Genomic DNA, 7,088 nt, shown 5'->3' on the forward strand with positions numbered 1-7,088 from the left:
GCAGCGACTCGACCGCTGGGGGCGGCGGACCCGGAGGAAGAAGGGCGACGACTGGCCTGAACCGGCATTCGTGCTCCAGCTCGTGATCAGGAGGGGGCGGCCCCACTGTACGTACATCAATTCGACTTGGCGAGTTCATCCCGGGTCAATCCGGACGTCGAATTTGACAGATTCAGTCGATCGTCGCCGCTCGATGACCCGAACGGCTGGTGCCGGCCGGGCCGGGGTCAGCCGCCGTCGTTGCTCTTCGGCGGGTTCGCCTTGACCCAGTCGGCCATAGTGTCCGCGGACATGGCCTCGTACATCGCGAGCGCCTTCTCCCGGTCCGACACGACCACCGACTCTCCGTTGATGGTGTCGCTGCCCGAGTTCGGACTTGTCACAAATGTGAGGTTCTGGCCCCGCAGGTTACGGAATTGCAGCGCCATGTCTGTAACCGAGAAAGTCTGGTCGACGGTTACGGCCGCGGTCACCGACTGGAGGAAGTCGTTGAGCTTCTTCGGGTTCGCCAGGGTGCCGGTGCTGGCCGCCTTGTCCATCAGCGCCCGGAGGAACTCCTGCTGGTGCCGCATCCGGGCGAAGTCCCCGTCCGGGAACTGCTTGCGCTGCCGGATCCAGTCCAGCGCCTCCGCGCCGTCCATGTGGTTGGTGCCCTTGGTGAACGTCCGGTACGGCTTGTGGATCGAGGTGATGGTGCGCTCCACCTTCAGGTCCACCCCGCCGAGGGCGTCGGTGACCTCCTTGAAACCGCCGAAGTCGATCGCCATCACGTGGTCGATCCGCACGTCGGTGAAGCACTCCACGGTGCGTACCGCCAGCGGCAGCCCACCGAACGCGAACGCCGCGTTGATCTTCGCGCGCGAACCGGAGCCGCAGTCCGCGCCGGCGCTCTCCGGGATCGGCACGTACAGGTCCCGGGGGATGGAGACCAGGTACGCCTCCTGGTGGTCGGCCGGGATGTGCATGACGATGATCGTGTCGGCCCGCCACTGGCTCTTGCTGTCGACAGGCGCGTCCGGGTCTCGTGAGTCGCTGCCGACCATGAGGATGTTCAGCGCGCCGTCGACGGTCTTCGCCGGCCGGCCACCGGTGATCTCCGCGAACGGGTCGGTGCGGGCCAGGTCACTGTTGAGGTTGCGGGCGTACAGCCAGGCGCCGACGCCGCCGAGCAGCGCCAGCACCAGCACCGCGACCCCGCCCACCAGGGCGATCCGACCCCAGCGCGGTCGCGGGCCGCGCCGGCCCGGCTCACCACCGCCAGCCGGGCCGCCGGGCCCGCCGGGCCCCGTCGGGCCGCCGGAGCGGGGCTCCTCCTCGTCGTACGACGGGTAGAAGCGTGCCTCGGTCGGACGAGCGCGCCCGGAGGCGCCCCGGTCGGGGCCAGGCACCGAGGCGCGCCCGGCGCTGCGGTGCAGGTACGGATGCGGAACGCCGGCAGACGAGGTCGCGGACATGTAACTCAGGGTACGTAGCGAGAGCCAGCGCCGCCTTCAGGCGACATTCAGCGGCAGGTCTACGCGAAGAACTGGTTACCCTAGCCGCGCCCGGAAGTACTCGATGGTGCGTCCCAGGCCGTCTTCGGGCGCTACCGACGGCTCGTATCCGAGCAGTTCACGGGCGAGCGTGAGATCCGGCCGACGCATCTCCGGGTCGTCCGAGCTGCGGGTGACATAGGTCACCTTCGAGGTGCTGTCGGAGAGCGACACGATCAACTCGGCGAGTTGCCGCATGGTCAGCTCGTGCTCGGTGCCGCAGTTGACCGGGCCCGTCTCGGTCGAGTCGAGCAGCAGCAGGATGCCGCGCACCAGGTCCTCGACGAAGCAGATGGACCGGGTCTGGTTGCCGGTGCCGTGCACGGTGATCGGCTCGCCGCGCAGGGCCTGGGAGATGAAGGTGGGGATGGCGCGACCGTCGTCCGGGCGCATCCGCGGGCCGTACGTGTTGAAGATCCGGACGATCGCCGCGTCGAGCCCGCGGTAACGGTGGTACGCCATCGTCGCGGCCTCGGAGAAGCGCTTGGCCTCGTCGTAGACGCTGCGCACGCCGATCGGGTTGACGTTGCCCCAGTAGGTCTCCCGCTGCGGGTGCTCCTTCGGGTCCCCGTACGCCTCGGAGGTGGAGGCCATCAGGAACCGGGCGCCGTCGGCGGTCGCGCGCTCCAGCAGGTGCAGGGTGCCCACCGAGCCGACCCGGAGGATCTCCACGGGCAGGAGGGCGAAGTCGGTGGGGCTGGCCGGCGAGGCCATGTGCAGGATCGCGTCGAACCGCTCGGCCAGCGCCGGGTGGTGGGTCGGCAGGCCCTCGGAGATGTCCGCCTCGACGAGGGTGAAGGTCGGCCGGTCCAGCAGGTGGGCGACGTTCTCCTTGGAGCCGGTCACGAAGTTGTCCAACGCCACCACGGTGCAACCCCGGGCGACCAGGGCGTCGACCAGGTGCGACGGGACGAAGCCAGCTCCGCCGGTGACGAGGACGCGGTGACCGGACCCAAAGCGCTCAGCAACCTTCATACCGCGCAGCCTACCGACAGCCGAATGTGCGGAAGGGGTCCCCTGTTGGCGTCGCGCGTCAACAGGGGACCCCTCTGCAGAGGTGGCGCGTCAGTGGGCGCCGGCGCCGGTGAGGGCGCGCACCTCCAACTCCGCGTACTTGTCCTCGTCGTGCTCCTTGGAGATGACGGTGCCGATCCATCCGCAGAGGAAACCGAACGGGATGGACAGGATGCCCGGGTTGGACAGCGGGAACCACTGCCAGTCGTGGTCCGGGAACATCGAGGTCGCCGCACCGGAGACCACTGGCGAGAAGAACACCAGCAGTACGGCTGAGAGCAGCCCGCCGTAGATCGCCCACACCGCGCCGGACGTGTTGAACCGCCGCCAGAAGAGGCTGTAGAGGATCGCCGGCAGGTTGCCCGAGGCGGCGACCGCGAAGGCCAGTGCCACGAGGAACGCCACGTTGAGGTTCTGCGCGAAGATCGACAGGGCGATCGAGACCGCGCCGATCGCCAGGGCGGAGATCCGGGCGACCCGTACCTCCTGCCGCTCCGACGCCTCACCCTTCTTCAGCACGTTCGCGTAGAAGTCGTGCGCGAGGCTGGACGACGAGGCGAGTGTCAACCCGGCGACGACGGCGAGGATGGTGGCGAAGGCGACCGCTGCGATGATCGCCAGCAGGGCTGCCCCGCCGAGTTCGCCGCCGAAGAAGTCGATGCCGAGCGCTTCGGCGAGCTGCGGCGCGGCGGTGTTGCCGGCCTTGTCCTGTGCCGTGATCGCCTTGCTGCCGACGAGCGCCGCCGCACCGAAGCCGAGGGCCAGGGTGAGCAGGTAGAAGGTGCCGATGATGCCGATGGCCCAGAGCACGCTCTTGCGGGCCGCCTTCGCGGTCGGCACCGTGTAGAAGCGGATCAGGATGTGCGGCAGACCGGCGGTGCCGAGCACCAGGGCGATGCCCAGCGACAGCAGGTCGACCTTGTTGTAGAAGGTCTGTGTCGAGTTGCCGGCGACTTCGACGCCGTACCGCAGCCCGGGTTCGAGGAATGCGCTGCCCTTGCCGGAGGCTGCGGCCGCCTGACCGAGCAGCTCCGACAGGTTGAAGTTGAACTTCGCCAGCACCAGGATGGTCATCAGCAGCGCGCCGCCCATGAGCAGGAACGCCTTGACGATCTGCACGTAGGTGGTGCCCTTCATGCCGCCCACTGTGACGTAGATGATCATGAGAGCGCCGACCATGATGATGGTGGCGATCTTCGCAGTGGACGCGTCCATGCCGAGGAAGGTCGTCCCCGGCTTGATGCCGAGCAGCAGCGCGACGAGCGCGCCGGCACCCACCATCTGCGCGAGCAGATAGAAGATCGACACGGTGATGGTGGAGACGGCGGCGGCGGTCCGCACCGGACGCTGACGCATCCGGAAGGCGAGCACGTCAGCCATCGTGTACCGGCCCGAGTTCCGCAGCAGCTCGGCGACCAGCAGCAGGGCCACCAGCCAGGCGACCAGGAAGCCGATCGAGTAGAGGAAGCCGTCGTAGCCGTACAGCGCGATGATGCCGGCGATGCCGAGGAACGAGGCGGCCGACATGTAGTCGCCACCGATCGCCATGCCGTTCTGGAACCCGGTGAAGGACCGGCCGCCCGCGTAGAAGTCGGTGGCCGTCTTGGTCTGCCGGCTGGCCCAGATGGTGATGCCCAGGGTCACCGCCACGAAGACCAGGAAGAGCGTGATGGTCAGGTTGCGGGCGGTGTGATTGCCCGCTTCAGCCGCGAGGAACGTCTCAACCGCGAGGACCTTGCTCATGGGTCACCTCCCCGATCTCGGCGCGGATCCGGTCCGCAATGGGGTCGATCTTCCGGTCCGCGTACCGGGCGTAGAGCCAGGCGATCAGGAACGTGGAGACGAACTGGAGCAGGCCGAAGACCAGCGCGACGTTGATGTTGCTGCCGAACAGCTTCGTGCCCATGAAGTCCCGGGCGTACGCGGAGAGAATGACGTAGAGCGCATACCACAGGAAGAACGCGATGGTCATCGGGAAGACGAAGCCGCGCAGCGAACGCCGCAGCCCGGCGAACTCGTCCGACCGTTGTACGGCCAGGTACTTGTCCGACTGGGAAGCGGCCGGAGCGGGTGTGTCCGTGGACATCTGTGGATCACCACCTTCACAGGCGTCAGAGGAGTTTCGCGCACCGTAGAGAGCGCACTCCCCGACAGGGAAGGCCGAGATCGACGCCGGTCGGCGAGTGCGCCGAGCGGTTGGCTGGCTGCGCCAAGTGACTCAGGTCACTGCGGTGATCGGTCGTCTCCGGGTGCGGCGTCCGCTCAGCCCGGAAGCTCGTGGTAGCGACCGCGGTAGTGCAGCAGCGGAGCGGCCTCCTCGGTCAGGTCGACGGCCTCGATGGTGGCCTCGACCAGGAGGCCCCAGCCGTACTCTCGGGTGGTGTCCAGCCGGCACCCGGCCCAGCCGCCGGCGTCAGCCGGGACCGGCCCGTAGGGCGTCTCTATCCACGCGCCGGTGGCGAAGAGCCCGCCCGGGGCGGGGAAGAGACCGGCGAACCGGTCGGCGAGTTGGCGGTGTGGCGGGCCGAGCGGCGTGACGGCGAAGCGACCCGACTCCTCGACGGCCGCCCAGAGATCGGACTCCGCGTCGATCAGCCCGAGCAGCCGGTCCGGCTCCCCCTCGGCGACCAGGGTGGACGACACGGTCAGCCCGGCCGGACCGGGCGCCGTCCAGAGGGTCACCGGTGCGGCGAGGCGACCACGCAGCCGGCGTACCGGCGACCGCTGCCCGGTCGGCACCGCGAACGGATCGGTGTGGTGGATCTCGGCACCCGGCTCATGATTCACGTGAAACATTGTGCCGCCTCGGCTCCGCGCCCAACCCAGGAAGCGCTCGTGCAGGTCGGCGGGGCGACCGTTGAGGCGGGTGAGTTGATCGCCGGCCTCCGCCATCAGCGTGGCCAGGTAGACCAGCAGCCCCACCCGGTCGTCCCGGTACTCGGCGAGCAGCGCCATCCGCGCCGGCTGGCACGGCCACGGCGCGCCGCAGCCCCGACACCGCCACAGCGGTCGCATCGGCAGGTGCGGTCGGCTCACCGTGGCCCTCCGGCCGTCCGGGGCGGTGGAGTCGCCCGGCTTCGGCGCGGTCCGATCGGCGGAAGGCAATTCCCGAACAACGGTGATGTCGGTGAGTCATATTGATGCCGCACCGTCATCAAGGCCGTCACCATCGGCCACCGTTTGCCCGCCAGGTCTGCGCCGGGGTCAACCAACCGGCCCGGCCGGGTCGCGGCAGAGCCACCGTCGGCCCGACCGCCCACGCAGGCGGCCGAGCCGGCACGCCCGGCGATGACTCCGCGCCCGGCACGGCCGCCGGCGCGGCAACCTTCCTTCTCCGGTACGACCACCGCGCCCCGTTCCTGCCCCGGACGATCCCGAACATGGCTGATCTCCTCCCAGTCGACGAGGGCCGCCCCGATCGGGGGATGACCGGGGCGGCCCGCACGCAGGACCCGGTCGCCGGGACGTCGCCTCCACCGGCCGGGCCGCGTGCTCTCCACCCTGGACGGAAGGACGCGGACAGGGGAGGATGCCCTGGCCACGCTCACGAGGTGGAGCCCTTCCACTGTCGCGGCCATCGAGACGGGCCGACGCCGACCGACAATGGAATTCGCTGTCGCGGCGGACGAGGCCCTCGCCACCGGCGGCCTCCTCGCCGAGCTGTTGCGGGCCGCCGATCAGCAGCGACTGCCGACGTGGTTCGTTCCATGGCGCAACCATGAGGAGCAGGCGATCCGGCTCTGCGAATTCGAGCCGTGCCTGATTCCGGGGCTTCTGCAAACCGAGGACTATGCCCGCGCCGTCATATCCGCTGGTGGCCTGAATCCGGTCAAAGTGGTGGACGAACTGGTCACGGTCCGGATGGATCGACAGCAGTTGTGGCAGCGGGCAGAGTCGCCGCAATGCGTCTTCGTGCTGGACGAGATGGCTCTACGCCGCCCGGTCGGCGGGCCAGCGGTGCTGGACGCTCAGCTCGGCCGGCTGATGGAACTCGCCGTCATGCCGAGCGTCAGGCTTCACGTCGTGCCGCTCGACGCCGGAGCCCACGTCGGGTTGACCGGTGGCTTCCTGCTCGCTGAACTGCCCGACGGTGAACGGGTTACCTACGTCGAGGACGTGGCTCGTGGACACGTCATCGATGACCCGGAGGTCGTGCGTCTGATTGGTCGGAAATGGGATAGCCTGCTCGGCGAATCGCTGTCCACAAGCGCCTCGCTGGATCTGATCCGGAAGCTGAAGGTGACGCCATGACCGTTCCTCAACCCCGCTGGCGGACGTCGACCAGGTCCGGCGACACGGGCGGCGCCTGTGTCGAGGTGGCGGACAACGTGCCCGGTGTCGTCCTGGTCCGGGACAGCAAGGACCGGTCCGGGCCCGTCCTCACCTTCGCTCCGGCCGCCTGGCGCGGCTTCGTCGCCGACGCCGCTCAGGATTCCGGCCGACGCGTCGGCTAGTGCCGTGACCACAAACGTTGGCCGGGTTGGGTGACACACCGGGTCGGGTCCGCGTAGCGGACCCGGTAACGGTTGAGGCTGTGGCGGT

At 69.0% G+C, this 7,088-nt stretch carries 7 protein-coding genes; 2 read left to right on the forward strand and 5 right to left on the reverse strand.

Annotation, left to right across the window (positions count from 1 at the left end; translation table 11 throughout):
* Nucleotides 1–227: 227 nt before the first annotated feature.
* From ABZ406_RS17565 to ABZ406_RS17585, 5 genes are all read right to left on the reverse strand, one after another.
* On the reverse strand, nt 228–1,454 hold the full coding sequence (locus tag ABZ406_RS17565) for an LCP family protein (RefSeq protein ID WP_357762272.1): 1,227 nt from the start codon (nt 1,452–1,454) through the stop codon (nt 228–230).
* A gap of 75 nt (nt 1,455–1,529) precedes the next feature.
* Nucleotides 1,530–2,507 carry an NAD-dependent epimerase/dehydratase family protein gene (locus ABZ406_RS17570; RefSeq protein WP_357762275.1) on the reverse strand — a complete coding sequence of 326 codons (978 nt, stop codon included), beginning with the start codon at nt 2,505–2,507 and terminating at the stop codon, nt 1,530–1,532.
* Between the two features lie 90 nt (nt 2,508–2,597).
* Nucleotides 2,598–4,289 carry a cation acetate symporter gene (locus ABZ406_RS17575; protein ID WP_357762278.1) on the reverse strand — a complete coding sequence of 564 codons (1,692 nt, stop codon included), beginning with the start codon at nt 4,287–4,289 and terminating at the stop codon, nt 2,598–2,600.
* Nucleotides 4,267–4,632, reverse strand: a complete 366-nt coding sequence (locus ABZ406_RS17580; RefSeq protein ID WP_357762281.1) for a DUF485 domain-containing protein — start codon at nt 4,630–4,632, stop codon at nt 4,267–4,269. The genes ABZ406_RS17575 and ABZ406_RS17580 overlap by 23 nt, the downstream gene beginning before the upstream one ends.
* A 176-nt stretch (nt 4,633–4,808) precedes the next feature.
* Entirely contained in the window at nt 4,809–5,561 is a 753-nt protein-coding gene (locus tag ABZ406_RS17585) for a flavin reductase family protein (protein ID WP_357762328.1), read from the reverse strand.
* A gap of 474 nt (nt 5,562–6,035) precedes the next feature.
* On the opposite strand from ABZ406_RS17585, the gene ABZ406_RS17590 reads away from it, so the two are divergent.
* Nucleotides 6,036–6,797: a helix-turn-helix transcriptional regulator gene (locus ABZ406_RS17590; RefSeq protein ID WP_357762283.1), complete on the forward strand. Its 762-nt coding sequence runs from the start codon at nt 6,036–6,038 to the stop codon at nt 6,795–6,797.
* The gene (locus ABZ406_RS17595; RefSeq protein ID WP_357762286.1) at nt 6,794–7,000 is read left to right on the forward strand and encodes a DUF397 domain-containing protein; all 207 of its coding nucleotides are present in this window, start codon (nt 6,794–6,796) and stop codon (nt 6,998–7,000) included. Before ABZ406_RS17590 ends, ABZ406_RS17595 begins: the two co-directional genes overlap by 4 nt.
* The last annotated feature ends 88 nt before the right edge of the window (nt 7,001–7,088 follow it).

Source organism: Micromonospora sp. NPDC005710, assembly GCF_040630995.1.
Lineage (GTDB): Bacteria > Actinomycetota > Actinomycetes > Mycobacteriales > Micromonosporaceae > Micromonospora.

Excerpts from the sequence above, each read along its gene's own strand:
- ABZ406_RS17565 (WP_357762272.1), bottom strand. The coding sequence starts at position 1,454 with ATGTCCGCGACCTCGTCTGCCGGCGTTCCGCATCCGTACCTGCACCGC.
- ABZ406_RS17570 (WP_357762275.1), bottom strand. The coding sequence starts at position 2,507 with ATGAAGGTTGCTGAGCGCTTTGGGTCCGGTCACCGCGTCCTCGTCACC.
- ABZ406_RS17575 (WP_357762278.1), bottom strand. The coding sequence starts at position 4,289 with ATGAGCAAGGTCCTCGCGGTTGAGACGTTCCTCGCGGCTGAAGCGGGC.
- ABZ406_RS17580 (WP_357762281.1), bottom strand. The coding sequence starts at position 4,632 with ATGTCCACGGACACACCCGCTCCGGCCGCTTCCCAGTCGGACAAGTAC.
- ABZ406_RS17585 (WP_357762328.1), bottom strand. The coding sequence starts at position 5,561 with ATGCGACCGCTGTGGCGGTGTCGGGGCTGCGGCGCGCCGTGGCCGTGC.
- ABZ406_RS17595 (WP_357762286.1), top strand. The coding sequence starts at position 6,794 with ATGACCGTTCCTCAACCCCGCTGGCGGACGTCGACCAGGTCCGGCGAC.